Genomic DNA, 24780 nt, shown 5'->3' with positions numbered 1-24780 from the left:
TCAGGCCTCCATTCCGGGTTTCAGCACCACCTTGGTCCAGGTGTCCTGCTGCTGCTTGAAGTTCTTGTAGCCCTCCGCCGCCTGTTCGAGCGGGAGGCGGTGGCTGATGAGGAAGGTGGTATCGAGCGTGCCGTCCTCGATCTTGGCCAGCAGTTCCTTGAGGTACTTCTGCACGTGGGTCTGGCCGGTCTTCACTTGCAGGCCCTTTTCCATCACCGCGCCGAGCGGGAACTTGTCGGTCATGCCGCCATAGACGCCCGGGATCGACACGCGTCCGCCCTTGCGCACGGCGATGATCGCCTGCTTCAGCGCGCTGGCACGATCGGCGCCGATGCCGATCTTCTGCTTCGCGACGTCAAGCATGTTGTCGATGGCAAAGCCGTGCGCCTCCATGCCGACCGCGTCGATCACGGCATCGACACCGATCCCGCCCGACATCTCCATCAAGGCTTCCTGCACGTTGGTTTCGCGGAAGTTGATGACCTTGGCGCCCAGGCTGCGCGCGAGTTCCAGGCGATGCGGGTAGTGGTCGATCGCGATGACCTGCGATGCGCCCATCACCAGCGCCGACTGGATGGCGAACAGCCCGACCGGACCGCAGCCCCACACGGCGACGGTATCGTCGGGCTGAATGTCCGCGTTCTCCGCCGCCATCCACCCGGTGGGCAGGATGTCCGAAAGGAACAGGACCTTCTCGTCCTCCAGGTGGTCGGGGATGACGATGGGGCCGACATCGGAATAGGGTACGCGCACGTATTCGGCCTGCCCGCCCGAATAGCCGCCGGTCAGGTGCGAGTAGCCGAACAGGCCGGACATCGAATGGCCGTAGAGCGCGGCCCCCATGTCCTGCTTCTCGACCGGGTTCGAGTTGTCGCAGCAAGAGAATTGCTGGATGTTGCAGTGAAAGCACTGGCCGCAGCTGATGGTGAAGGGCACCACCACGCGCTGGCCCTTTTGCAAGGTGCTCTTGGGTCCGGTCTCGACCACTTCGCCCATGAACTCGTGGCCGAGCACGTCACCGGGGAGCACGCCGGGAATCACGCCGTCATAGAGGTGAAGGTCCGAACCGCAGATTGCGGTCGAGGTGATCTTGATGATCGCGTCACGCGGGTTGATGATCTCGGGATCGTCGACAGTGTCGACCTGCACGTTCTGCGTGCCCTGCCAGGTAAGCGCGCGCATCAGGCGGTCTCCTCGTTCTTGTAGGCTGGGGATTGTTCCTGCTTGGCGGCCCGCGTCTGATCCTTGCGGCGCGCGGAAGTGGCGATCTCGCCCGCCTCCATCAGCATCTTGAAGCGCTTCAGATCATGGCGCGCCTGGATTTCGGGCTCGCGCATGAACAGCTTGGCGACGACGCGGCCCAGCTCGCCCGCTGGCGGCTTGTAGGCGACGCGCACGCCGACACGGGTGCCGCGCTCTCCCGGAGCATCGGCGAAAGTGACGCGGCCCTCGGTGTCGATCTGCGATCCGGGCACCGAGCGCCAGGCGATCAGCTCGCCCGGCTGCTCGCTGACGATCTCGGTTTCGACTTCGACGGTGCGGCCGGCTGGCGCGAGGATGGTCCACACGGCGCGGCCGTTGTCGCCGGTGGGCTTTACCGAGACGATGTTCTCCATGAACGTCGCCAGGTTGGAGAAGTCGCGCCAGAAGGCATAGAGTTCCTCGCGCGGGCGGGCGATCGTTACGGTGCGGCCGATCACGTCGTACGCGCCGAACCCACGCCGTGCCGTGTGGCCCGGGGCATCGTCGGGCGAGGTGTGCCGCTTGTCCTTGCGCGTGGAGAGATAGGCTCCCGCTCCGGCGGCGAGCATCAAGCCCGCCAGCCCTGCCACGCCTAGGCCTTTCTTGGCGTCTTCCATTGTGCGCTCCTGCTGGGGTGCGGACCGCCGATGCGGGCGATCCTTCAATCGGTAAGCGTCACGACCCTCCAAGCGAGGCGCGCGGCGCTGTTGCCAAAGTAACCGGGCGGAGGGGTGCGAAGTTGCCCTTCGGCGATGTCTCAAGTCGCAGCCAGGGAACGTCTCGTCGGCAACGACGCAAGCTACAAAGCAGTTGATTTAACAAAGGTTTATGTGGCTGCTCGAGAACCGACGCGCGGCGTGCTCGTCCTATCGCGGGCGGGCAACTTTCACGCATAACGAGCGCTTGGTCGTCAGGTGATCAGTGACAGGAGCAAGGCATGTCAGGTGGCGGAGAATACGAGCCCAAGGACTCGCGCCGGGTTGTCGGTACCAAGGGCGATCCTGAAAAGTCATGGCGCGAGGAAGAGGACCCACGTGCAGAGCGTGGTGAGTACGAGCCGGTCGACAGCCGTAACGTGACGGGGCAAGCGGCGAACGATGTGGACCGCTGGAAGAACAGCGACAAGCGTCCGCCCCGCGTGAACGGCGATACGTCGAAGCAGCCGGATCCCGACGCTTCGCGCTGAAGAGGGGATTGCGGGTCTGCTTTCGCGTGGTCGGCAAGCATGTGCGAGGCGGGGTCCAGGTTCTAGTCTGAAGCGGCGAGGCCGATACAGCTAGGCCGAAGTCGCCTACCAGTCATTCTCATGCCGCCCCCGCGCAGGCGGGGCCCGCTTGTTCTTTCCAGGTCGGGCTAGACCAAGCAACGCGACCCCCGCCTTCGCGGGGGCGACGAGTTACTCTGGCAACGAGTTATTTTCGGGTGCCCGTATCGAATCTCAAAGTTCCACCGCACGCTCGAGCATGTCCAGCGCCACGTCGATCGTCGCCCGGCGGATCCCGGCCCGGCCGATCGCGCCGAAGTGGTTCTCGCGGTGATCGATGTTCATGCCCCGGCGCGCGCAGGCGAGGTGAACCAGGCCTTCCTCGTCTTCCGGTGCGCCCGGGCCGGCAAAGCCGGTGACCGACAGCGCTATGTCCGCATGCGACGCCTTCAGCGTGCCTTGCGCCATGTCCTCGGCGATCTCGCGACTGACCACGCCATATCGCTCGATCCGCTCCAGCGGGATCGACAGCAGTTCGCTCTTGGCTTCGGGCGTGTAGACCACGAACCCGCGCTCGAAGGCGTGGCTGCAATCGGGGATATCGGTCAGCAGTGCCGCAAGCAGTCCCCCGGTGCAGCTCTCCGCCGTGGCGATCGACAGGTCGCGCTTGCAGGCACGGCCAAGGAGGCGCTCGACCGTGCCAAGTGCTTCATCGCGAAAGGTTTCCTCGAGCGTCTCGGCCATGCATCCACTCATGTGTTATGGCGGATCAATGGCTGGCAGGACGCTTCGGTTCCGCAATGCAACCTGGGTTAAGCGTCTAGATCAGATGGCGTTGCGAGGCGACCGACGCACCAGCCATTCCGACGCGGCAAGCGCCAGCAGCGACAGCACCACGGCAATCACGGCGAGCCGGGTCACCGCGGTTTCGCCCCCCGGCAGCTGCAACGCCGTGTAGATCGCCAGAGGCAGCGTGCGCGTCTCGCCCGGAATGTTCGACACGAAGGTGATCGTGGCGCCGAACTCGCCGATCGAGCGCGCGAAGCCCAGTACCGTGCCCGCCAGCAGGCCGGGAAGGGCGAGCGGCAGGGTCACGCTCGCGAACGCACGCATCTTCGATGCGCCGAGCGTGCGTGCGGCGCTCTCCAGCCGCCGGTCCACGTTCTCGATCGAGATGCGCATCGCCCGTACCATCAGCGGCAACGCCATGATCGCGGCGGCCAGCGCGGCGCCGGTCCAGCGGAACATCAGGCTCACGCCCAGCCAGCGGGCAAGCGGGCCACCGATCGGGCCATTGGTGCCGAACGCCAGCAGCAGCAGCCAGCCCGTCACCACCGGCGGCAGCACCAGCGGCAAGTGGATCAGCGCGTCGAGCAGCAGCTTGCCAGGCATGCGCGTGCGGGCGAGCACCCAGGCGAGCGCGAAGGCCACCGGCAGCATGAAGGCGATGGCAACGGCGCTGACCTTGAGCGAAAGGCCGATCACCTCCCATTCCGCGGGGCTGAGCATCGTCATGTATCTGGCCGTATATGGTGTGGCCGCGCCTGGAGCAATCCAGCGATCGGCCGGCGCCTAGCCGCGCTCCTTCACCGTCTCCATCGCCACGAACGTCGAAGTGCTGGCGACATGCGGCAAGGCCGAGATCTTCTCACCCAGAACGGCCCGATAGCGCCGGATGTCGGACGTGCGCACCTTCAGCAGGTAGTCGAAGCTGCTGGCGAGCATGTGGCACTCCTCGACTTCGGGGATGCGCTGGACCGCTGCGTTGAACTCGCGCAACGCCGCCTCGCGCGTGTCGGAAAGCTTCACTTCGGCAAAGGCGACATGGTCGAGCCCGAGCTTGGCGGGATCGACGAGCGCGGTGAAGCCTCGGATCACCCCGGCCTCGATCAGCCGTCGCAGTCGCACCTGGCACGGGGTCTTGGAAAGCCCGATCCGCTGCGCCAGATCCGTGACGGAAATCCGCCCATCGGTACGCAGCACATTGACGATCTTGCGATCGAAATCGTCCAAATCGACTATCTGCGTCATTCCGGCAGTCTAATCCGATTGGCAGACCCGCTGCAATAAGGCGGATCGGTGCATCTGTGGGCGCCGAAAAGTCGGAACGTCGCGAGCGCAAGGCCTATATTGCCGGCATGGATCAAACCACGCCGTTCGCCCGCTTCGCACCTCCGGTTTCGCAGACCACCCCGCTGCGCGCCGCGATCACCGCTGCCTATCGCCGGCCGGAGATCGAGGCGATGCAGCCCCTGCTCGATGCCGCCACGATCGATGACGCCACGCGAACCGCAGTGCGCATGACGGCCCGCGATCTCGTCACCTCCCTGCGCACGAACCGCAGGAGCTCTCCGGTCGAAGGGCTGGTGCAGGAATATTCGCTCTCCAGCGAGGAGGGCGTCGCGCTCATGTGCCTCGCCGAGGCGCTGCTGCGCATCCCCGACAACGACACCCGCGACGCATTGATACGTGACAAGATCGCCGACGGGGACTGGGCGGCGCACTTGGGCGGCGGCAAGTCGCTGTTCGTCAATGCGGCGACGTGGGGCCTGGTGGTCACCGGCAAGCTGGTGAACAGCGTCGACGATCGGGGCCTGGGCTCTGCCCTGACACGGCTGGTCGCCCGTGCCGGCGAGCCGGTGATCCGCCGCGGCGTCGACCTCGCCATGCGGATGATGGGCGAGCAGTTCGTCACCGGCGAGACGATCGGCGAAGCGCTCAAGCGTGCCAAGGCGATGGAAGCGAAGGGTTTCCAGTACAGCTACGACATGCTGGGCGAGGCGGCGATGACCGCCGGCGATGCCGACCGCTACTATCGCGACTACGAGCAGGCGATCCATGCCATCGGTCGCGCTTCGGCCGGTCGCGGCGTGTACGGAGGGCCGGGCATCTCGATCAAGCTGTCGGCGTTGCACCCCCGGTACGTGCGCGGCCAGGCCGGCCGGGTGATGGCCGAGCTGCTGCCCCGGGTGCGCGCTCTGGCGCTGCTCGCCAAGTCCTACGATATCGGCTTCAACATCGATGCCGAGGAGCAGGATCGGCTGGAGCTTTCGCTCGACCTGCTGGAAAGCCTTGCGCTCGATTTCGAGCTGGCCGGCTGGAACGGTCTGGGCTTCGTCGTGCAGGCTTATGGCAAGCGCTGCCCCGCGACGATAGAATGGATCGTCGACCTGGCGCGGCGCGGGAAGCGGCGGATCATGGTGCGGCTGGTGAAGGGCGCCTACTGGGACGCCGAGATCAAACGCGCGCAAGTCGATGGGCTCGCCGACTTTCCGGTCTACACGCGCAAGGTCCACACCGACGTCGCCTATGTGGCCTGCGCGAGGCTGCTGCTGGCGGCGGGCGACGCGGTGTTCCCGCAATTCGCCACGCACAATGCGCAGACGCTGGCGACGATCTACCACTTGGCGGGGCCAGGGTTCAGGCAAGGCCAGTACGAGTTCCAGTGCCTCCACGGCATGGGCGAGGCGCTCTACGAACAAGTGGTCGGGGCCGACAAGCTGGATCGTCCCTGCCGCATCTATGCGCCGGTGGGCACGCACGAGACGCTGCTCGCCTACCTTGTGCGGCGGCTGCTGGAGAACGGAGCCAACTCCTCGTTCGTCAACCGCATCGCCGATCCCAAGGTGCCGGTGGACGAGATGATCGCCGATCCCGTCGAGGTGGTGCGCGCCATGCCGCGGCCCGGCGCGAGGCACGACCTGATCGCACTGCCGCGCGACCTCTATCCCGAGCGGACGAACTCGGCAGGCCTCGATCTCAGCGACGAGGATGCGCTCGCACGGCTTTCCGAGGCGCTGCAGGAGAGCGCCCGCACGCAGTGGAGCGCCGCGCCGGCACAGCCCGTTCGAGGCGAGCGCGTGGTGCGCAACCCGGCGGATCACCGCGACGTCGTGGGCCATGTGGTGGAAGCGACGCCCGAGCAGGCGCGCGAGGCAGCCCGCATCGCCGCGGCTTCGAACTGGAGCCAGGTTCCGGTGTCCGAGCGTGCCGCCATGCTGGAGCGCGCTGCCGATGCGATGCAGGCGCGCCTGCCGCAGCTGATGGGCCTCGCCATGCGCGAAGCGGGCAAGTCGGCCGCCAATGCCGTGTCGGAAGTACGCGAGGCCATCGATTTCCTGCGCTATTACTCGGCACAGGCACGCTCCACCATGGGGCCGGCGCAAGTGCCGCTAGGCCCCGTCACCTGCATCAGCCCATGGAACTTCCCCTTGGCGATCTTCACCGGCCAGGTTGCAGCGGCGCTGGTGGCGGGCAATCCGGTGCTCGCCAAGCCGGCCGAGGAAACGCCGCTGATCGCCGCCGAAGCCTTGCGCCTGCTGCACGCCGCAGGGGTGCCGGAAGACGCGCTTCAACTGCTGCCTGGCGATGGCGAAATCGGTGCGGCGCTCGTCGCGGCGCCTGAGACGATGGCGGTCATGTTCACCGGCTCCACCGATGTCGCGCGGGTGATCCAGCGCGAACTGGCCGGGCGGCTCTCGCCGGCCGGCACGCCGATCCCGTTGGTTGCCGAGACTGGTGGGCAGAATACGATGATCGTCGATTCCTCCGCGCTGGCCGAACAGGTGATCGCGGACGTCATCGCGTCTGCCTTTGACAGTGCAGGGCAGCGCTGTTCGGCACTGCGCATCCTGTGCCTGCAGGAAGACTGCGCTGACCGGACACTGGCCATGCTGAAGGGCGCGCTAGCCGAACTGCGGGTGGGCAACACGGACCGCCTCGCCATCGACATCGGGCCGGTGATCACCGCCGAAGCGCGTGGCACCATCGAGCGCCATGTCGAGAGCATGCGCGCGCGCGGCCACTCGATCGAGCGCCTGCCGCTCGAGCCCGAAACCGCGCACGGCACCTTCGTCGCGCCCACGATCATCGAGATCGACCGGATCGCCGATGTGGAGCGCGAGGTGTTCGGGCCGGTGTTGCACGTGCTGCGCTGGAAGCGGGATCAGCTTGGCAGCTTGATCGATGCGATCAACGCGACGGGCTTTGGTCTTACCTTCGGGCTGCACACGCGCCTGGACGAGATGGTGGCGCAAGTGACCCGGCGAGTGAGGGCGGGCAACCTCTACGTGAACCGCAACGTGATCGGCGCGGTCGTCGGCGTGCAGCCGTTCGGCGGGCGTGGACTGTCGGGCACCGGTCCGAAGGCCGGTGGACCGCTTTATCTCAAGCGCCTGGTGAGCACGCCGTCGGCTCTGCCGGTAGCGGGCGGTGATGCCGTCACGCCGCTGGAGGATTTCGTCGCCTGGCTTGAAGCAAAGGGCGAGCGCGATGCGGCGAGCGAGGCGGTCGGGTATGGGCGACGCTCGGCGCTGGGTATGGAGACGCTGCTGCCGGGACCGGTGGGTGAGCGCAACCTCTACGCGCTTCACCCGCGCGGGCGCATCCTGCTCAAGCCGGAAACCGAGCGCGGGCTGTTCGCGCAGATCGCCGCGGTGCTGGCGACGGGGAACCGCGCGGCCGTCGAAGGCATGGCGCTGCCCGCAGGCTTGCCGGCCAGTGTCGCTTCGATCCTTGCTCCCGTCGACGAACCGTTTGCGGGCGTGCTGGTGGAAGGTGGGCCCGAGAGGATTGCCGCCGCCACGCGCGACGCGGCGGACCTGCCGGGCGCCATCGTGCCGGTGCATGCGCTCGCGGCGGACGGGCAATGGACCTGCGACTGGTTGCTGGAGGAGGTGTCGATTTCGATCAACACCACCGCAGCGGGCGGCAATGCCAGTCTGATGATGATTGGGTGACGCCCAGGTCCGCCCCTTCCAGGGGAGAACCTGGGACTTGTCACATGCCCTTGATGTGCTGCCAGGTCGGCTCGGGCATCCAGGTGTATTCCAGGTAGTGCCCGAAAACCTTGCGCGCATCGAGGTAGAGGAACTTCAACTCGTCCTCACCCGCGCCGGCGCGTTCCATGGCGATCGGCAGGTCCTGTTCGTCCACCCGGCGGCGGAAGTCGGCCCAGTCATCGATCCGGTAGCACACGTGATGGAAGCGCAGGGCGCCACCGTTCGACAGGCAATTGGCGTAGATGCCGACCTCGTCGATCTCCATCTGGATCAGCTCGTATTGCAGGTTGTCGATCCAGATGAAGCAGATCCGGCCCTTCTGCCGCTTTGGACCATCCGGCGTCATGACGTCCTGGTCGACCGGGATGATCATCGGCTCCTTGGCCAGCCCTCGTCCGCGGAACAGGTCGATGCCCGCTTCGAGATCGTCGCACACATAGGCATTCTGATAGTGCAAGCCCTCGAGCATCGGTTGTCTCCTCCGGAAGCTGTTCTCTCGTCGTCAAATGACCCCGTCATCCCCGCGAAGGCGGGGATCCCGCTGCTTCTTAGCGCATCACGATTCTGAAGAAGGAAGCGGGGTCCCCGCCTGCGCGGGGACGACGGGGGTGGTTGCGGTCACGTCAGTTGGATAGGCTAACCCTCCCGCGCGACGTCGTATCGCGACAAGTAGCGCTCGAACAACGGGTCGAGCTGAGCCTTGCTGAGCCCGTATTGCGCCAGCTTGTATTCGTGCCGGCCGAACTTGTCCTGCGGGTTGTCGGCGAGCCAGCCCGAGATGCCCTGTTCGGCTTCGGGCGTCCACTCGTCGCCGAGCGTCTTGTACAGCGTCTTCATCGTGCCGAGCGGATCGTTCACCATCGCATCGTAGTGGACGTCGATGATCCTGTCCTCGCCGTGCCTGTCGCGGAAATCCATTATGCGATTGGCGTGCTCGGCCGCTTGCCAGGGGTAGTCCTGCGCCAGCCAATCGATGTCGGGCTTGCCCATGTGGCGCTTGTGCGAAAGCGAGATGATCGAGCACAGCGAGCCGGTCGCGGCAAAGGGATCGCGGTGGGTCCAGATCACGCGCGCATCGGGATAGGCGGCGAACAGATAGTCCAGGAACAGCGCATGGCTGGGCTTCTTCAGGTTCCACACGCCCGGTGCGTGGTGCTGCAGCACAGCCAGGAACTTCTTGTGGTAGGCATAGGAGCTGGTCATGTCGCAGGAGAAGATGAAGTCCTTGTAGCCCGGCAGCCGGCCCTTGGACTCGATCATCAGCGTCTTGAAGTCGCCCGCCATGATGAAGACGTCTTCGTTCGGATAGATCGCGGACGAACGGTAATACTTGCCCATCTCTGGCATCGCCTCGAGCATCTTGCGCTCCTGCTCCAGCCTGGCGAGCGCGCGCGGATCCGTGGTCAGCGTCTGGCTGGTCGCAGGCGGCACCGGATCGTCGATCTCCCAGGTCAGCGGCGAGCGGCGGGCCGGATCGGCGGCGAGCAGGTTCGACAGCAGCGTGGTGCCGGTGCGCGGCACGCCCATGACGAAGACGGGCCGCTCGATCGTGCGGCTTTCCAGTTCCGGGTTCCGGCGCAGGTAGTCCGCGATCTTGAGCCGGGTCGCCAGGTAGTGAACGCAATCCTTCTCGATCGACTCGATGCCGCTGTCGATGAACCATCCCTTGTCGATGCCGGCATTGACGTCGTCGACCAAGACCTCGAGGCCTTCGCGATAGGTATCCGCGTCGAACCGGTCGAGGCCGGTGGACTTGGTGGCGCTCTCGACGAGCGCATCGGCGTTGAGGTGTTGCTGGGCCATTCGTGGCTGCTCCTTTCCCAAAGGTGGCGGTCCGGACCATCGGTCCGGCTTCTCACGTGCGAGGTGACCTGTCGCGATGGCGAAGGGCAACGCGGTTGCGTGTCGAGGATGGGACGCTGTGTCGAGTGTGGGACGGTACCGTCGACGTGAGGATACTTTGCCTCTCTCCCGTACGGGAGAGGATGCAGAGCCTTGGCAGCTTGCTGCCTAGGCGTAGTTGGAGAGGGGTCTGTACGCTCTCGAACGTCGGAAACCCCTCTCCAAGCTGCACTAGCCGCTTACGCGGCAAGCTTCGCTATCCTCTCCCCTCAAGGGGAGAGGAGGAAGGCGTCAAATCGCGCGCCCCTGGCGCTGGCGGAAGGTGCTGGGGCTCGCACCGACGGCGCGGCGGAAGGCGAAGGTGAAGCTGGAGGGCGAGGCGAACCCCATCGCAAAAGCTATGCTCTTCACGCTTTCGCCCGCCATCAGCAGGCGCTTGGCACTCTCCATGCGGCGCTGCTCGATGTAGTCGCCGATCGAGCAGGCGCGGCTGACGCGAAAGCCGCGGGTGAGCTGCCGGGGCGAGAGATTGCACAGCGCCGCCAGCTCCTGCAGCGTCGGCGCGCGCCGGTCTTCGGCCCATCTCTCGTCGGAAAGCCGCTCGTCGATCAGTCGCAAGCGCCAGCCGGAGAGGCCGCCGGTGATCGGGCGCTCGGCGGCTTCCAGGCAGTGCCGGGCCAGTTCCAGCGCCAATTCTCCCGCCAGGAAGCCCAGCATGCGATCCCAGCCCAGGCCGGGATGGCGCACTTCCTCGGTCACGCGGAACAGGATGGCGCGGATGCGGGCGCTGCCGATGTCGAGCGTCGTGGCGAGGTGCTGGTCATCCCATGCCAGCGCTTGCCCCGCCAACCCGTGCACCAACCCAGGATTGAGATGGCAGATGAGCGACGCCTGGCGCCCACTTCCGCCCTTCACGAACAGCGACTCTCCCGGTGGCAGCAGGAAGATGTCTCCCAGCCGCTCAAGCCGGTGCGGCCCCCAGCGCTTGGCGTACCCGCCGCGGCTGGATAGCGGGCGCGGCGTCAGGCACATGTTGAGGTGATAGCGGTCCTCGATCGCGTGCATGGTCGAGGTCGGCTGGGGTATGTCGAACCGCACGATCTGCGCGGTCATCGAAGCCACCGCCAGTTCGGCATCGACCACCATGGTGGCATGCGCTGGGTCCGTCATCGGCGGCTCGCCCGGGGCCGGAATCGCGGCCCAGCATTGTGTCCCCGATCGTACATTTCGTCCCGATCTCTACAAGGCAAGGGGTTGCGGCGCAACCGCGTGCCGGGCGACACCCAGGCGACGAAGTGCGGTACGCGCGCACCTGTGGGATCTGAGGAGAGAGCAATGGCCGCGGGCCTTTTCGACTGCACCGGCAAAGTGACGGTGGTGACCGGCGGCAATGGCGGCATCGGCCTGGGCTTTGCGATGGGCGTAGCCAAGATGGGTGGCGACATCGCGATCTGGGCTCGCAATGCGCAGAAGAGCGCCGCTGCCAAGGCCGATCTGGAAGCAGCCGGCGCAGGCAAGGTGATCGCCTATCAGATCGATGTGTCGGAAGAGCAGAATATCGTGACGGGCTTCGAGACGGTCATGGCCGACTTCGGCCAGGTCGACTGCGTCTTCGCCAACTCGGGTGCATCTCCGCGCTACAACTCGGTCTTCGATATGCCGACCGAGCACTGGTACCAGTTCCAGAGGACGGCCCTTCACGGCGCATTCTTCACTCTGCGCGAAGGCGCCAGGCACATGAAGGCACGCGTGGAGGCAGGTGATCGGAGCGGCGGCAGCCTGGTGGCGTGCGGCTCGCTCTCGCTGTTCCAAGGCCTGGCCGGCAAGATAGAGTATGCGAGTTCCAAGGCGGCGATCGCCGCTGCCGTGCGCTGCCTGGCGATCGAGCTGGCCCCGCTCGGCATCCGCGCCAACGTGGTCGCGCCCGGGCTGGTGATTACGCCGATGATGGGTGGCGGCGAGCAGGCCAGGCAGGTCGAGGCGCATTTCGCCCCCACCATACCGATGAAGCGCACCGGCTTTCCGGCGGACTTCGAAGGCATCGGCGCATACCTTTGTTCCGACGCCTCGTCGTTCATGACCGGCGAGACGATCACCATCGACGGCGGCTACATGGTGCGGCCGTGAACATCGGACACGCTCATGCCAACGCGTAGGCAAGGTTCGGGAGAGAGAACATGGAACTGCTGAAGATCCACGGTGCCGGGGATGTACGCGTCGATGAATACGAGCGTCCGGCCGCCGGCCCGAAGGATGTCGTGGTCCAGATGAAGTCGGTCGGGATCTGCGGCTCCGACCTTTCCTACATCAAGATGGGCGGTATCCCGCCGGGCGTCGAGACGGCGCTCGGTCATGAGGGCGCGGGCGAAGTGATCGAGGTCGGCGGCGAAGTCACCGGCATCGCAGTGGGTGATGCGGTTATCGTCAACCCGATGATGACGCCGGGCAACATCGGCTCGGGTGGCCCTGAAGGCGCGTTCACACAGGAGTTGCTGGTGCGCGAGGCGCGGCTGGGCGACTCCATCCTGCCGATCCCGGAAGGCATCTCCTATGACGTCGCGGCCATGTGCGAGCCGCTCGCGGTCGCCATGCACGGCGTCAACCGAGCCGAGGTGAAGCCCGGCGACAAGGTCGTGGTGTTCGGTTGCGGCCCGATCGGTCTGGGCATGCTGCTATGGCTGGTGGATCGCGGGATCGAGGACGTGGTCGCCTTCGATCTTGCCGAGGAACGCCTGGAGCGCGCGCGTGCGCTTGGCGTCCAAGCCGCGCTCAATCCGGCGCAAGTCGATGTCCGCGCGGAACTCGCCAGGCTCCACGGCGAAGTGCCCAGCTATGGCCGCGTGGGTGTGGGGACCGACGCCTATATCGATGCCGCCGGTGCGCCCTCGATCCTGACCGACGTGATCATGATGGCCAAGCTGCACGCCAGGTTGGTCATCACCGCGGCCTACATGAAGCCGATCGAATTTCCCGTCGGCCGCATGCTGACCAGCGAGATGACGATCACCACTGCTGTCGGCTACCCGACCGAAATGCCCGAGGTGATCGCCGCCATGCCGCGTTTGCAGGACAAGATCGCGGCGATGATCAGCCACAAGCTGCCCTTCGGCAACGTGCTGGAAGGCCTGCAGATCGCCGCCACGCCGCAATCCGCCAAAGTCATGATCGGTTTCGAGGACGCATAATGGCCAGTGATCCCAAGCTCGCAAACCTGGTTCGCTCGGGTGACGCCCAGACCGATGCGATCGCCATCACGCCGTTCGTGTTCCAGGCCAACGACATCTCGAACGCCTACCTGGTCACGACCTCGGCCGGGGACGTGATGGTCAACACCGGCTTCATGGACAATGCCGAGCGCACCAAGGCGCTGCTGGCGCCGCATCGCACCGGGCCGCTCGCCTTCATCGTGCTGACGCAGAGCCATGCCGATCACTTCGGCGGCGTGCCCGAGTTCGTGGAAGAGGGCACGCAAGTCATCGGCGGCCCCGGCTTCGTCGAAGCCAATGCCGACATGCTGGGGCTGCAAAGCTATTTCGGCCCACGCAGCGGCAAGCTCTGGGGCTCCACCCTGAAGCGCGGGGCAACGCCCAAGCCGGCGCCGATGATCACGCCCGACATCCTGGTCGACCGCAAGCTGACGCTCGAACTGGGCGAGCGCACCTTCGAGATCATCCACACGCCCGAAGGCGAGACGATCGACGGGCTCACTGTCTGGCTCCCCCGCGAGAGGATCGCCTTCACCGGCAACCTGTTTGGGCCGGTCTGGCTGTCGATGCCCTTTCTGTGCACCCTGCGCGGGGACAAGCCGCGATCGGTGCGCCAGTACCTTACGTCGCTTGAGAAGGTGCGCGATCTCGGGGCGGAGATCGTGGTCACCGGGCATGGCGATGCGATCCGTGGCGCCGAGCGCATCCGTGCCGATCTCGACAAGATGCATGCAGCGGTCAGCTATGTGCGCGATTATACGCTCGATGGCATGAAGGCCGGCAAGACCGTTCACCAGCTGATGCGTGAATTCGCCTGGCCAGAGGACCTCGAGATCGGCGAGTTCCACGGCAAGGCAAGCTGGGCGGTGAAGACGATCTGGGAGGAATACTCCGGCTGGTTCCACTACGAGGACGGCACCACCGAACTCTATGGCGTTCCGCGCTCCAGCGTCGATGCCGATTTGGTCGAGCTCGCCGGCGGCGCGGACAACCTGGCCGAGCGTGCGAAGGCGAAGCTGGATGCCGGTCAGCCGCTCGAAGCCCTGCACCTCGTCGCCATCGCGCTTGGCGCCGAGCCCGGTAACCAGGCATCGCTGCGGGTCAAGAAGGCGGCGAGCGAGGCGCTGCTGGCTGCATCGGGCGGAAGCAATCTCTCCGAGACGATGTGGCTGCGCTCCGAGATCGCCGAGGTGGAGGCCAAGCTCGCCGATTGACAGTCGGCTGATCAGCGGTCGAAAATGCACCCGGAGTTCAGAACCGAACGCGGCTTCGGCCGTTGCGCTCAGCGACGCCTGGAGACCGCATGTTCTTTCTCTTATCTAACAGGCCAGGGGTGGCTGTGAAGCTGCGCGCATTCGCCTGCGCAGTGCCGCTGTGGCTGGCCGCCTGTTCGGGCGGGCCGGGCGGCGATCCGGCGGCGTCGATCAGCGACGAGGACCGGGACTACGGCGCGCAACAGCACCCGCAGCTGCTGGCGGAGTTCGGCGGCGCCTATCCCGGCAGCCAGGCCGACTACCTGAAGGCTGTGGGTGAGCGGGTGGCGACGGCGGCGGGACTGGAGGGACAATGCACCTTCACCATGGTCAACAGCGATGTCGTCAACGCCTTCGCCGTGCCGGGCTGCTACATCTACGTGACGCGCGGGCTGTTCGCCGTGGTGACCAGCGAAGCGGAACTCGCATCGGTGCTGGGGCACGAAGTCGGTCACGTCGTCGCGCAGCATTCCCAGCGTCAGGAGCGTCGTTCGGTGTGGCGCACCCTGGGAGTGATCGCCGTCAGCCTGACCGGCTCGGAGCGCCTCACCCAACTCGCCAGCCAGGCCGCGCAGTACTTCGGGCTGCGCTACTCCCGCTCGCAGGAGTACCAGGCGGACGACCTCGGCGTCGGCTATCTGGAGAAGGCCGGATATGATCCGTACGCCGCAGCCGAGATGCTGGGCGACCTGCAACGGCAGGAGGCCTTCATGCAGGCGACGGGCGGCCGGGATGCCGCGCGCAGCATTCCGGAATGGGCGCTCAGCCATCCACTGACGCAGAACCGCATCCAGCGTGCGCGCGAGCGAGCGGAGGCGACCGGGCTGCAGGACGACGCCTTGCCGGAGAACGCTGCCGCGTACTACGGCCGCGTGGACGGCCTGCTCTATGGCGACGATCCGCAGCAAGGCTTCGTGCTGGGCCGCCGCTTCGCGCATCCGATCATGCGTATCGCGTTCGAGGCACCGCCGGGATTCACCCTGACCAACAGCCCGCAGGCGGTGGGGCTGAACGGCCCTGACGGCGTGCGTGGGGAGTTCGGTGGCGGCCCGATGCCGGCGGGTGGCGTGACGCGCTATGCCGAGGCGCTGGTGGCGCAAGTCGTGGGCGAGGCGCCCGCGCAAGTGCTGAGCACGCAGGCGGCGCGGGTCAACGGCTTGCCCGCCGTGCTCGTGCAAGTGGCGTTGCAGGCACGCCAAGGCACGGTCCCGCTCGCGATCGCGGCTTACGACGGAGGGGGTGGGCAGGCCTATCACTTCATCATGCTCTCGCCGCCGTCCGACGCGCACGCGGCCGCGCTGTCGGCGCTGTTCGGCTCCTTCCGCCGATTGTCCGAACAGGAGGCGGCATCGCTGCGGCCGCGGGTAATCCGGACTGTGCAGACACGGGCCGGCGACACCGTGGAGACGCTGACTCGGCAGACCGTCGACCGCAACCCGCGCGCCTTGTTCGCGCTGCTGAACGGCGATGCGAAGGGTGCGCTCGCGCCTGGCCGCGTGGTCAAGATCGTGACTTACGCCGGCGCGCGGTGAGCATGGCGGTGGACGCGGGCATTCGATGATCCGAGCGTTCGCATGCTGGCCCATCTCCGTCCACACCATCGTCGCCCCCGCACAGGCGGGGGGCCATGCTGTCCCGTTTTCCTCCACACTATCGTCGCCCCCGCGCAGGCGGGGGCCCCGCTTGTTCTTCCTCGCGCCGCTCTCGTTCGCAAAAAGCGGGGCCCCCGCCTGCGCGGGGGCGACGATGGTGGGTTAGAGGCGCACGTATCTACAGTGCCCTCAAACCCCGTCGTCGTCGTTATCCTCGGCGGAGCCGCCCGGCAGTCGTTCGGCGAGCTGTCGGATTCCATCGCCGGTAAAGGACGTATGGTTCGCACCGTCGATGATGACCGGGTGCTCCATCGTGAGCACCGCGCTGTTCTGATGCGCGGCATCCAGGCTCAGCCAGGCACGCACCGCGCTCTCCAGGCTGGTCACCTCGGCCAGTTCCGCCTCTCCGCGCGGCACGTTCTCCAGCGCCACGCTCATGCGCCAGTCGATGGCGGGTGAGGTGCTGCTCTTGTCCCAGGTCGCTTCGGTCATGTGGGTATCCTTCGCTTGATCGGCCGTTGGTGTCTGTAACGCAGCGCGGGCGAATAGGTCACCGGATGCGCGAGCCTTGCGCAGGAGCCCTCCCGACCTACTTGGGGGTGCGACTTCGAAGGGAAATGCAGTGCCGCCTGGTCCGATATTCGACAACAGCTATGCCCGCCTGCCGGACCGCTTTTTTGCCCGCATCGCGCCGGCACCGTTCGCCGCGCCCAGGCTGATCAAGCTCAACACCGCGCTTGCCGAGGACCTGCAACTCGATCCCGAATGGCTGGCGGGTGCCGAGGGACTGGGCTTCCTCTCGGGTCAGGTCATCGCGCCGGGCTCGGACTCGATCGCGATGGCATATGCGGGGCATCAGTTCGGCAACTTCGTGCCGCAGCTGGGTGACGGGCGCGCCGTGATGCTCGGCGAAGTGCTGGATCGCACCGGTCGCCGCTTCGATATCCAGCTGAAGGGCGGAGGGCGAACGCCTTTCTCGCGCGGGGGCGACGGGCGCGCGGCGCTCGGGCCGGTGCTGCGCGAGTACATCGTCAGCGAGTTCATGGCCGCGATCGGCGTGCCCACCACGCGCGCGCTGGCGGCTGTCGCGACGGGTGAGCCGGTCTATCGTGAGACCATGCTGCCGGGCGCCGTGCTGGTGCGGGTGGCGTCGAGCCACATCCGCGTGGGCACGTTCCAGTTCTTCGCCGCGCGGCAGGATACGGACGGCGTTCGCGCATTGGCGGACCATGTGATCGCGCGCCACTATCCGGAGGCGGCACAAGCCGAGCAGCCCTACCGCGCCTTGCTCGAAGCGGTCATTGCCGCCCAGGCGAGCCTGGTCGCGCGGTGGCTGCTGGTCGGCTTCATCCACGGCGTCATGAACACCGACAACATGGCCGTCTCCGGCGAGACGATCGACTATGGGCCATGCGCCTTCATGGACACGTACGATCCGGCGACGGTCTTTAGCTCCATCGATCGCATGGGCCGCTACGCCTATGCCAACCAGCCGAACATCGCCTTGTGGAACCTGACCCGGCTGGCCGAAACCCTGCTGCCACTGCTGCATCCACAAGAGGACGAAGCCATCGCGATCGCGCAGGAAGCGCTGAGCGCGTTCGGCCCGCAGTTCACGCAGGCCCACCGCGCCGGTGTCATGGCCAAGTTCGGGCTCGCTTCGACAGGCGAAGGCGATGCCGAGTTTGCCAATGCCATGTTCGAGGATCTGTCGGGCAACCAGGTCGACTTCACTTTGTTCTTCCGCCGCCTCTCCGCGGCGATCGACCCGGGCGTGGCGGACGAGCCGGTGCGCTCGCTCTTCGTCGACCCGACTGCCGCCGATGCGCTGTTGGCGCGCTGGCGCGAGCGGCTGGCGCGTGAGCCGGAGGAGGCGAACAGTCGCCGCGCTCGCATGGACGGGATCAACCCCGCCTTCATTCCTCGAAACCACCGGATCGAGGCCGTGATCGCCGCTGCCACGGACAATGAGGATTTTGCGCCTTTCGAGGAGCTTCTGGCCGTACTTTCACGGCCGTTCGAGGACCAGCCCGACCATGCGGACTACGCGCAGCCCCCGCTCGAGCACGAACGCGTGCTCGCGACATTCTGTGGAACCTGAATGACCAAGATCGTCAACGGCGCCAGCCTGCAACCGCTTTCGGGCGGAGCGCCCAAGCAGATCGTCCTGCTGCTCCACGGCTTCGGCTCGAGCGGGAGCGACATGATCTCGCTCGCGCCCGCCTGGCAGCACGGCTTCCCCGACGCTCTGTTCCTCGCGCCGCACGCGCCCGAGCGGACCGGCGGCGGCGGATATCAGTGGTGGGGACTGGCGAACCTGACGCCGCAAGCCCTGGCGGCCGGCACCAGCGGCGCTGCTCCGGTGATCGACGCCTTTATCGACCGCAAGCTGGCGCAGTACGAGTTGAGCGAAGCGGATCTGGCGATCGTCGGCTTCAGCCAGGGCACGATGATGGCGCTGCAAGTGGGCCTGCGCCGCCGACAACCGCCAGCGTGCATCGTCGGCTACTCGGGCATGCTCACCGGCACTGCGGACTTACGGCACGGGCAGGGCGCCAAGCCACCGGTGCTGCTCGTCCATGGCTCGGCCGATCCGGTCGTGCCGGTGGCCGCGCTCCATGCCGCCGAAAGCGAACTCAGGCGCCTGGGGGTAGAGGTGACCTCGCATGTGTCACCGGGGATCGGCCATACCGTCGATCCCGTCGGATTGCGGCTCGGGCAGGAGTTCGTCGGCAAGGCGCTGGGCGTCGCCTGACGGCAACTCAGGGCAGATCGGCGCCGTTTGCCGCCAGGATCTCCAGCACCCGCGTCTCGGCCAGCGCTTGAGGGTGCTCGACACCGATCAGCGCGAACGTGCCGCCGAGCAGGAAGGCGCAGTGCCCATGCACGGTGGCAATCAGCGAGCCGGTCAGGGTCGTGATCGTCGTCTCCGTGGCTTCGGGTAGTACCGCCGCAACTTCCCGCGCGATCACTCCGGTCAGCTTTCGGCGATGGGTGACGAGCGTCTCGGCGAAGTCCATGGCGTCGGGCAGGCGGTGCTCGTAGATCGCCGACCACAAGTTGCGATGCTCCCGGGCGAAGGCGAAGTAGCCGTCGACCAGCACCAGGATGCGCTGGCGGCCTTGTGCGTGTGCCAGCCTCTCTTCCAGCCATAGCGTCCAGGCTGCGAAGGTGCGGGCGTTGATCTCCATGACGAGCCGGTCGACGTTGCCGAACACGTGCATCACAGTCCCGACGGAGTAGCCGATCCGCTTGGCCACCTCGCGCGCGGAGAAGCGCGCGTAGCCGCCTTCCGCCAAGACCGCGGCCCCGGCTTCGAGGATCAGCGCTTCGAGTTCGTCGCGCCCATGATCGGACCTTCGTCCCATCTCAGTCTGCCTTGCGCACGAAGGGATAGCGCATCTGCGCGAGGTAGCCGCTGGGCACCGCCTCGGGCACGCCATAGCCCTGCGGCCACTTGCCCTTGGGGAAGTAGTGGGTGCCGAACAGGCGATCGAGCCAGGGGAAGTGGATGGCGAAGTTCTTGTCCACGCCCTCCGCCTCCAGGGCGTGGTGCCAGTGATGGAAGCGCGGCACCACGATCCACTTGCCGAGCCGATCGAAGTCGCCGCGGATGTTGGCATGGACCAGCGAGGAGTAGACGTAGACCAGGCCGATGTAGGCCTGCATGACCGAGGGCAGGAAGCCCAGCGTCAGCAGCGGCAGCGAAGTGACTCCGCGCAGCAGCACGATCTCGATGAAGTGCATGCGTCCGCCGGCCAGCCAGTCCATCGACTTGGCCGAGTGATGCACCGCGTGGAAGCCCCAGAGGAACGGCACGCGATGGAACGTGCGATGGAACCAGTACTGCGTCAGGTCGGTCAGCAGCATGGCGAGGGCGAACTGCACGATCCAGGGAAGGCCGCCCACCGCTGCACGCACATCGGCGAGCGCCGTGCCGTGCGCATTGAGGTAGCTCGACGGTGCCAGCGCCAGGAAGGTGATCAGCTGCACCAGCATGGAGCTGATCAGGAAGTAGAACAGGTCCTCGCGCCACTCGGTGCGGAACAGGCGCTGCTCGCCGCGGTGAGCGAAAATGCGCTCCAGGGGCGCGAACATCAGGCCGGTGGCGACGAGGTTCACCGCGAAGAAGTCGACGCCGAAGAAGATGCCCCAATCGTGCATCTCGCGCGGTTGCACAGATGCGCCGCCCAGGATCGTGCCGACGAGGGCAACCAGCAGCGCGGTTAGTCCAAGGACCTTGCGCGGGCGTAGCAGCAGGCTGAGCAGCGCCAGGGCATAGGCGCTCAGCAGGGTGACATGCACCATCACGCGAAAGCCGGATGTCGCCAGTATGCGCGCGAGTTCGGGCATCGCCATCCAGTCGGGCCAGCGCAGCGCCGCAACGAAGCAGAGGCCCACCACCGCAAGCAGCAGCGCGAAGAAGCCGGCAAACCATCCGGTGCCGAAGCCTCGCGCCTCAATCGGTGCCTCCAGGTCTCTGACGAGCTTGCGTAGGTATGTGGTCATGAGGGTGCCCCCTGGTTGATGCAGCCTTCCTACCGGCGGAATCGAACGCTGTCTAATTATTTATTGTACAGTGTTCGATTTTCGGCTTACCTTTCGCTGTGACGCAAGCGAGAGGCGAGTCATGACGGGAATCCTGATGCTGGCGACCATGGTGATGGGGGCGCTGCTCTACGATGCACGGCGGAGGCTCAAGGCCTTGGAGGGCTGGGCTCACAGTTTACGTGAAGAAGCCGCAGCGATGGCGCCGGAGCCGATGGCGCTTCAGCCTCGACCGGCACCACCGGAGCCTCCGCTAGAGTTCGTCAGCCCGCGTCCGGAGCCTCGGGCTGCGCCGACCCCGCCACGACTCGAGCCCAAAGTAGAGCCCATTGCTCCACGGGCAGAGCGAGTCCGATCGCGCCTCGCCGGCATCGGCTTCGAGGATCTGTTCGGCCGCAAGCTGCCGATCTGGGCCGGCGGCCTTACGCTGATTGTTGCGGCCGTATTACTGGTGAAGTACTCGATAGACAGTGGGCTGCTCTCGCCTGGTGTGCGCGTCGTGCTGGGCCTGTTGTTCGGGGGCGCGATGATCGTCATGGCCGAAGTGGCGCGCCATCGCGAGGCGGCGATCCGGGACCCGCGCGTGGCCCAGGCGCTGGCCGGCGCGGGCGTGGGCGCGCTTTATGCGGCGGTTCTCGCCGCAGCGAACCTCTACGCATTGGTGGGACCCGGAACGGCGTTCGTCGGCTTGGCCATGGTCACGGCCCTGGCGCTTGCCCTTGCCTTGCGATTCGGGGCGCCATGTGCCGTCCTCGGTCTCGTCGGCGGACTGGCGGCGCCGGCGCTGGTGCAGTCGGACTCGCCGAGCGTTCCCCTGCTCGCGGGGTACCTGGCGCTCGTGATCGGCGCGATCACCCTGCTGTCGCGTCGTCAGCGCTGGATCTGGCTTGGTCTGAGCGCGCTGGTCGGCGGGGCGGGCTGGAGCCTGTTCACCATCGCGATAGGCGGGCTGGACGCCGGCGCGACCGTGTCGATGGGCTTGCTCGTCGTGCTGCTCGCGCTGGGCTTGCCGGCACTCACGCTGGACGGACGCGCGGCGCCGCTGCTGCGGGCTGGCGCAGCCGTGGTCGGCGCCGTGCAACTGGCGGTGCTGGTGGCGAACGGCAACTTCGCCCCGCTCACCTGGGGGCTCTATGGCCTGCTTTCGCTGGCCTATGTCTGGCTGGCGAACCGCACGCCCACGCTGCAGCGCACGGTCGCGGTGCCGCTGCTGACCGCGATCGGCCTCGCCGCCGGCTGGCCCGGGCCCGACTTGGGCCTGTTCGCCGCAGTGATCGCCGGAACCACACTGATCTTCGGCGGCTATGCGCTGCGCCACCTCTGGCGTGAGGGCACGCGGTTCGACGAAGTGGGCCTGCTCTGCGCGGCAGGGCTAGGAAGCTACGCCATATCGCTGCTGCAGTTCTACGAGGGAATGGCCGGGCAGGACGTGCGTTTCGCCATGCTCGGCCTACTGTTCGCGCTTGTCCCAGCAAGCGGGGTGGCGCTCGGCTGGAACAAGGCGGCCCGCCACCACGATGCGCGGTTCGCACTCCTGGCAAGCGGCGCCGGCGTGCTGGTAGCCGTCGCCGGCCTGATCGGGCTGCCAGGCTGGAGCGCACCGATCGCGATCGCGGCCGTCGCGGCTTGCCTGCTGGGCCTGTCCATCGCCGCGCGCGATCCGCGCGTGCTGCTGGGTGGTCTCGGCTTTGTCGCCGCGAGCGTCTTTGCACTGGTGGTGACCGGCGCTGGCGAGCTCGACCGCTTGTTCGAGATCGCCAATGCCCCGCACCCCGGTCACGCCGTGCTGCGATGGGGCGCGCTCGCGCTCGTCGCGGCGGGATACGCATGGCGCAGTGCCGGAGCGTCGCTGCGATTGGCGCTGCAGCCGCTTGCGGTGCTGCTCGGCTACGGGCTGGTGGCGCAAGTCGTGCCGGCACCCTGGCTGGCGGTCGCGAGTGCGGCCGGATTGCTGCTGCTCGCCGAAGCGTATCGCCGGACGCCGATGCTGCGGCTTCAGTCGGCACTGGCGACGCTTGCTGCGCTGCTCGTGCTCTGGACGCTCGAGCCGCTTGCGCGCTGGCTCGGCGCGGCCCTGTTCTCGCTTGCTGCCGACCCGGTGCTGGTGACGGACCTTCCGGCCCTCGACATGGCCATGCGCCAGCTGCTTGTGCCCGGCATCGCGGCACTCTTCGCGGTCTGGCGCCTGAGTGAACGGCTGCCGACCCTGACGTTCAAGGTCGGCGCGGCTGTGGCAGGTGCCATCGCGCTGGTGAGCGTGCATGTGCTCTACAAGCAGCTGTTCGCGATGGCCGATAGGACCGCCTTCGTCGAGCATGGCCTGGCAGAGCGGTGCTTGTGGGAGATCGGCTTGCTCGCTGCTGCCTATGCCTTGTGGCGCTGGCTGGAGCAGGGCCGCGCGGCCCTGGCACTAATCGCCGCTGCGCTCGGACATGGCGTCACCTATACCGTGGTGCTGCACGATCCGCTCTGGGCCGAGCAGGCCGTGGGCCGCTGGCCCTTGGTCAACTGGCTTATCCCCGCCTTTGGCTTGGTGCCGGCGGCGCTCGTGCTGGCCGAGCGGATCGCACCCGAGCGGATGATCCGGCTGCGGCGCCCGGCCGATGCCTTGCGCATGGCGACCGTGCTGCTGTTCGCCTTCGCCACCCTGCGGCAGCTGTTCGCCGGCAGCGTGCTCGTCCATGCCTCGATCGGCGAGGGCGAGAGCATCTTGTGGTCGGTGCTGGCGATCGGCCTCGCCGTCGGGTTCCTGGTGCACGGCATTCGCCGGGGCGGAAGGGACTGGAGGCTCGTCTCGCTTGGACTGATGCTGGTGGCCGTGGCGAAGGTCTTCCTGCTCGATGCGTCCGGATTGGAAGGCCTGTTGCGGATCGCCTCGTTCCTGGCGCTCGGCTTCAGTCTGATCGGTGTCGGCTGGCTCTACAGCCGCTACCTCAAGCCGATGGTCAAAGAGGCGGCGTAGCGGTGGGTCAGCCCAGCATGGCGCAACTTTCGTGGACAAGGCGGACAGCATCCGCCTGACCTCGCACGCCAAGTTTGGCGAATAAGCGCTTGGAATAGTTGCGCGTCGTCTCGAGGGTCAGCCCCATCCTGGCACCCGCCTCGGCGAGTGACTGGCCTTGGGCGAGCAGCACCGCCAGTTCCGCCTCGCGCCGCGGCAAGTCGTGGAGTCTCGCCAGATGCTCCGCCCTTGCCGCGGACGACGCACGTGGCTGGCGCAGATGCGCGATCAGCGCCGGACGGCCGAGCAGGCCGTTGCTGCCAGGCGAAGCCGGAGCGAGCAGCGCCTCGATGCGCGGTTCAGGCAAGAGCAGCATCGCTCGGTCGGCCGAGCCAGGCTGCCGCGCGAAAGCGTCGGCAGCTTCGGCAAGCGTCCGCTCGGCCGCCGGACCGAACTCGCGCACCCGTTCGCCCAGGCGAGGTGCGTGACCGAAGGTCCGCGTGAGGAGCCGCTCGGTCGTGGGCGCCACGGCCAGCAGCCGTGCCGCCTTGTCGAGCACAAGCCAACCCGACCCCGCCCGCGCCAAGGCATCGCGCCCGGCTGCGTCCAGCAAGGCGCCGTGCGCCGCTGCGACGAACGCACGGACGGCAAGCGCCGCATAGGGTGCGAGCGCGGACAGCAGCGCGCTGTCCGCAGCCGTGCACGGGCGCTCGCTCGCCAGCACCAGCCAGGCACTTGCCGCCGGATCATCGAGCAGGCGCACCGCACGCTCGTCCGTCAGGCCGAGCTTGCGCATATCGCGGCGGCGGCGGGCCTGGCGCACCGGATCATGGTCGTCGAACTCGTCGCCGCTGTAGACGCGGCCGGGCCTCAGTCGATCGTACTGGATGCGATCGGCCAGGTTCAGCTCGTCGAGGCCGAGTTCGCGCGCGCGGCGGGGGATGTCGGGGCCGACGAACAGCTGGGTGAGTTCGCCGCCATGGGCAGGTCGGATCAGGATGGCGACGAAGGTGGCTGCGGCCCTCCGCCGCAAGCGCTCAAGGAAAGTCGAGAAAGGCGCGGCTTCGCTGCTGCCGGCAAACAGCGGCAGCAACAGATCCGTCTCGTCCCTGCTGGTAAGAGCCATGCCCTCCCATATGGGAGGTTTGTCCTGCTGTCATCAATGCGATGAG

The 24780-nt window shown here is 66.9% G+C and carries 21 protein-coding genes; 9 read left to right on the top strand and 12 right to left on the bottom strand.

What is annotated here, in order from left to right; all coding sequences use genetic code 11:
- Window positions 1–1182: a zinc-dependent alcohol dehydrogenase gene (locus HNO88_RS17250; RefSeq protein WP_184248447.1), complete on the bottom strand. Its 1182-nt coding sequence runs from the start codon at window positions 1180–1182 to the stop codon at window positions 1–3.
- The gene (locus tag HNO88_RS17245; RefSeq protein ID WP_184248444.1) at window positions 1182–1859 is read right to left on the bottom strand and encodes an SRPBCC family protein; all 678 of its coding nucleotides are present in this window, start codon (window positions 1857–1859) and stop codon (window positions 1182–1184) included. The genes HNO88_RS17250 and HNO88_RS17245 overlap by 1 nt, the downstream gene beginning before the upstream one ends.
- A 320-nt stretch (window positions 1860–2179) precedes the next feature.
- On the opposite strand from HNO88_RS17245, the gene HNO88_RS17240 reads away from it, so the two are divergent.
- Window positions 2180–2428 (top strand): hypothetical protein, encoded by a 249-nt coding sequence (locus HNO88_RS17240; protein WP_184248441.1) that lies wholly within the window; start codon window positions 2180–2182, stop codon window positions 2426–2428.
- Between the two features lie 252 nt (window positions 2429–2680).
- Here the strand turns inward: HNO88_RS17240 and HNO88_RS17235 are convergent, their stop codons facing one another.
- The 3 genes from HNO88_RS17235 to HNO88_RS17225 all read right to left on the bottom strand — a co-directional run bounded on the left by HNO88_RS17235 (window position 2681) and on the right by HNO88_RS17225 (window position 4477).
- Entirely contained in the window at window positions 2681–3190 is a 510-nt protein-coding gene (locus tag HNO88_RS17235; protein WP_184248437.1) for a CinA family protein, read from the bottom strand.
- Between the two features lie 81 nt (window positions 3191–3271).
- Window positions 3272–3955: a molybdate ABC transporter permease subunit gene (gene modB / locus HNO88_RS17230; protein WP_184248502.1), complete on the bottom strand. Its 684-nt coding sequence runs from the start codon at window positions 3953–3955 to the stop codon at window positions 3272–3274.
- A 63-nt stretch (window positions 3956–4018) separates the two neighbouring features.
- Window positions 4019–4477 carry an Lrp/AsnC family transcriptional regulator gene (locus HNO88_RS17225; protein ID WP_184248434.1) on the bottom strand — a complete coding sequence of 153 codons (459 nt, stop codon included), beginning with the start codon at window positions 4475–4477 and terminating at the stop codon, window positions 4019–4021.
- A gap of 107 nt (window positions 4478–4584) precedes the next feature.
- Here HNO88_RS17225 and putA point away from each other — a divergent pair, with 107 nt between their 5' ends.
- Entirely contained in the window at window positions 4585–8184 is a 3600-nt protein-coding gene (putA, locus tag HNO88_RS17220) for a trifunctional transcriptional regulator/proline dehydrogenase/L-glutamate gamma-semialdehyde dehydrogenase (RefSeq protein WP_221420080.1), read from the top strand.
- Between the two features lie 40 nt (window positions 8185–8224).
- Here the strand turns inward: putA and HNO88_RS17215 are convergent, their stop codons facing one another.
- The 3 genes from HNO88_RS17215 to HNO88_RS17205 all read right to left on the bottom strand — a co-directional run bounded on the left by HNO88_RS17215 (window position 8225) and on the right by HNO88_RS17205 (window position 11238).
- Window positions 8225–8695, bottom strand: a complete 471-nt coding sequence (locus tag HNO88_RS17215; RefSeq protein WP_184248427.1) for a VOC family protein — start codon at window positions 8693–8695, stop codon at window positions 8225–8227.
- A 167-nt stretch (window positions 8696–8862) separates the two neighbouring features.
- Window positions 8863–10029, bottom strand: coding sequence for a sulfotransferase family protein (locus HNO88_RS17210; RefSeq protein WP_184248423.1), 1167 nt, complete (start codon window positions 10027–10029; stop codon window positions 8863–8865).
- Between the two features lie 330 nt (window positions 10030–10359).
- On the bottom strand, window positions 10360–11238 hold the full coding sequence (locus tag HNO88_RS17205) for a helix-turn-helix transcriptional regulator (protein WP_184248420.1): 879 nt from the start codon (window positions 11236–11238) through the stop codon (window positions 10360–10362).
- Window positions 11239–11403: 165 nt separating this feature from the next.
- Between HNO88_RS17205 and HNO88_RS17200 the strand changes: the two genes are divergently transcribed.
- The 4 genes from HNO88_RS17200 (at window position 11404) to HNO88_RS17185 (ending at window position 16059) form a co-directional block, all read left to right on the top strand.
- Entirely contained in the window at window positions 11404–12195 is a 792-nt protein-coding gene (locus HNO88_RS17200; RefSeq protein ID WP_184248417.1) for an SDR family NAD(P)-dependent oxidoreductase, read from the top strand.
- Between the two features lie 50 nt (window positions 12196–12245).
- On the top strand, window positions 12246–13253 hold the full coding sequence (locus tag HNO88_RS17195) for a zinc-dependent alcohol dehydrogenase (RefSeq protein ID WP_184248414.1): 1008 nt from the start codon (window positions 12246–12248) through the stop codon (window positions 13251–13253).
- Window positions 13253–14488, top strand: coding sequence for an MBL fold metallo-hydrolase (locus HNO88_RS17190; RefSeq protein ID WP_184248411.1), 1236 nt, complete (start codon window positions 13253–13255; stop codon window positions 14486–14488). The genes HNO88_RS17195 and HNO88_RS17190 overlap by 1 nt, the downstream gene beginning before the upstream one ends.
- Window positions 14489–14613: 125 nt before the next feature.
- Entirely contained in the window at window positions 14614–16059 is a 1446-nt protein-coding gene (locus HNO88_RS17185) for a M48 family metalloprotease (protein ID WP_184248408.1), read from the top strand.
- Window positions 16060–16308: 249 nt separating this feature from the next.
- Here the strand turns inward: HNO88_RS17185 and HNO88_RS17180 are convergent, their stop codons facing one another.
- On the bottom strand, window positions 16309–16611 hold the full coding sequence (locus HNO88_RS17180; RefSeq protein ID WP_184248404.1) for a hypothetical protein: 303 nt from the start codon (window positions 16609–16611) through the stop codon (window positions 16309–16311).
- 130 nt (window positions 16612–16741) lie between these two features.
- Here HNO88_RS17180 and HNO88_RS17175 point away from each other — a divergent pair, with 130 nt between their 5' ends.
- Together HNO88_RS17175 and HNO88_RS17170 are read left to right on the top strand one after the other, a co-directional pair.
- Complete coding sequence (locus HNO88_RS17175; protein WP_184248400.1) at window positions 16742–18220, top strand: protein adenylyltransferase SelO; 1479 nt, start codon at window positions 16742–16744, stop codon at window positions 18218–18220.
- Window positions 18221–18874: an alpha/beta hydrolase gene (locus HNO88_RS17170; protein WP_184248397.1), complete on the top strand. Its 654-nt coding sequence runs from the start codon at window positions 18221–18223 to the stop codon at window positions 18872–18874.
- A 7-nt stretch (window positions 18875–18881) separates the two neighbouring features.
- Here the strand turns inward: HNO88_RS17170 and HNO88_RS17165 are convergent, their stop codons facing one another.
- Both HNO88_RS17165 and HNO88_RS17160 read right to left on the bottom strand, forming a co-directional pair.
- Complete coding sequence (locus HNO88_RS17165; RefSeq protein WP_184248394.1) at window positions 18882–19487, bottom strand: TetR/AcrR family transcriptional regulator; 606 nt, start codon at window positions 19485–19487, stop codon at window positions 18882–18884.
- Window position 19488: 1 nt separating this feature from the next.
- On the bottom strand, window positions 19489–20628 hold the full coding sequence (locus HNO88_RS17160) for a sterol desaturase family protein (RefSeq protein WP_184248391.1): 1140 nt from the start codon (window positions 20626–20628) through the stop codon (window positions 19489–19491).
- A 121-nt stretch (window positions 20629–20749) separates the two neighbouring features.
- Here HNO88_RS17160 and HNO88_RS17155 point away from each other — a divergent pair, with 121 nt between their 5' ends.
- A complete protein-coding gene (locus HNO88_RS17155) occupies window positions 20750–23629 on the top strand; it encodes a DUF2339 domain-containing protein (RefSeq protein ID WP_246381930.1) in 2880 nt (959 codons plus the stop codon).
- A gap of 7 nt (window positions 23630–23636) precedes the next feature.
- On the opposite strand, the gene HNO88_RS17150 is transcribed toward HNO88_RS17155, so the two are convergent.
- Complete coding sequence (locus tag HNO88_RS17150; RefSeq protein WP_184248388.1) at window positions 23637–24734, bottom strand: helix-turn-helix transcriptional regulator; 1098 nt, start codon at window positions 24732–24734, stop codon at window positions 23637–23639.
- Window positions 24735–24780 lie beyond the last annotated feature (46 nt).

The organism is Novosphingobium chloroacetimidivorans (genome assembly GCF_014204535.1).
Lineage (GTDB): Bacteria > Pseudomonadota > Alphaproteobacteria > Sphingomonadales > Sphingomonadaceae > Novosphingobium > Novosphingobium chloroacetimidivorans.
Note: the sequence above shows the minus strand (reverse complement) of the source record. Positions and strands in the feature narration are given on the sequence as shown.